Below are 1762 nucleotides of genomic sequence, written 5' to 3'. Positions count from 1 at the left end.
GACTGCCGACCCAGAAAGCCAGCCAGATTCAAGAGTTGTTGCCACATCGCTGGCAGCCAACAGTTACCATGCCCTAATCAATCATCAAAACAAGTGCTCTGGCAATATGTGTTCGGCAGACGCTTACCCCGGATGTCCAGCAGAGCTATTGCGCATCGCCATCGAGGCGCTGCAATGATCGGACCACCGCCCAACACACGGGTCTGGATTGCGGCCGGCGTGACCGACATGCGCAAGAGTTTCGATGGCCTGGCTGCCCTGGTGCAGATCACGCTGGATCGCGACCCGTTCAGCGGACACGTGTTCGTCTTCCGTGGTCGGCGTGGTGATCGCATCAAGCTGCTTTGGTATAGCGGTGATGGGATATGTCTGTTGACCAAGCGTCTGGATGAGGGCCGATTCGTATGGCCACAGGCAAGCTCGGGCAGCGTGCATTTGACGCCTGCGCAGCTCTCCATGCTGCTTGAAGGTATCGACTGGCGAGCCCCGAAACGCACGCAGGTGCCCACCCAGGTTTGAGTGAGATTGTGTTATTCAATCAGGGTGTTGCTCAGAGCGGTCAATGTGTTGCAAACCCGCATATTGATTGGCTTTTAAGGTAATGATGTGTAGTGATTTTTGCAGTGACTTGGTAAAATATCCCTCATGCAAACGCTCCCGTCACTGCCTAACAATGTCGAAGAACTCAAGGCCTTGTTGACGGCCCAAATTGCCATGACCGATGCGGTCATTGTCGAACGCGATGCACTGCGATTTGAAACGCAATCGCTCAAAGCATCCAAGCGAGATGACCAGGCCGAGATCGTGCGGCTGGGGTTGCTCATCGACAAGCTCAAGCGCATGCTCTTTGGTCAGAAGTCTGAGCGCCTGGAGCGCCAGATTGACCAGCTGTCCCTGGAGCTCGAGGAACTTCACATCAACCAAGGTGTGCGCCAGAGCCAGCGCGAGACACGAACCATTGCAGCGCATGAGCGCAAGGTGCCTTCCCGCCAGCCTTTGCCCGAGCATCTGCCCCGTGAAACCCAGGAAATCCTGCCCGCCGAGTCTGCCTGCCCCAGCTGTGGCAGCGACTTTGTGCGTCTGGGTGAGGATGTCAGCGAAACGCTGGAGTGGGTGCCTGCGCACTTCAAGGTGATCCGCCATGTCAGACCCAAATTCACCTGCCGCTGCTGCGACACGATTGTGCAGGCACCGGCACCGAGCCGCCCGATTCCCAGAAGCTACGCCGGCCCTGGATTGCTCAGCCACGTGATGGTGAGCAAATACCTTGATCATCTACCGATCTATCGCCAGACCCAGATCTATGCGCGCCAGAATGTGGAGCTGAGCGACAGCACCCTGGGTGATTGGGTGGGTGGCGTGCACACCTTGTTGGAGCCACTGATCAGTGCCTTGCGCGAGTATGTCTTTGTCGCCCAGAAGCTCCATGCCGATGACACCCCGATCCAAGTGCTGGCACCGGGCACGGGTAAGACCAAGACGGGACGGCTTTGGGTGTATGCCCGAGACGATCGACCTTCGGGTGGAACGAGCCCACCTGCCGTCTGGTTTCGCTACTCGCCGGATCGCAAGGGGATTCATCCCCAGACCCATCTGAAGGCCTATCAGGGCATTCTTCAGGCGGATGCCTATGCAGGTTATGTTGCGCCGAAATTTATGTTGCGGCGCTAGCCGAACGCAGAGAGGTTCGCTAGTATTCACCGGTTATTGACATGACATAAATTTTGGCGCTTTCTGATCTCCCAACCAACGTTTGGAGATC

Annotated in this window: 1 protein-coding gene and 1 pseudogene; both read left to right on the top strand. The window is 56.9% G+C overall.

The features are described 5' to 3' along the window. Window positions 1-519 (top strand): IS66 family insertion sequence element accessory protein TnpB (gene tnpB, locus QWY27_RS15195; RefSeq protein ID WP_353958781.1); only part of this gene is annotated, 519 nt, incomplete at its 5' end. Window positions 520-636: 117 nt separating this feature from the next. Next, window positions 637-1647 (top strand): annotated as a pseudogene (gene tnpC / locus QWY27_RS15190) (IS66 family transposase); the annotation flags it as partial. Window positions 1648-1762: the final 115 nt, after the last annotated feature.

This window comes from Zwartia vadi (assembly GCF_030410375.1).
Taxonomy (GTDB): Bacteria; Pseudomonadota; Gammaproteobacteria; order Burkholderiales; family Burkholderiaceae_B; genus Zwartia; species Zwartia vadi.
This window is presented reverse-complemented; position numbering and strand designations above follow the sequence as displayed.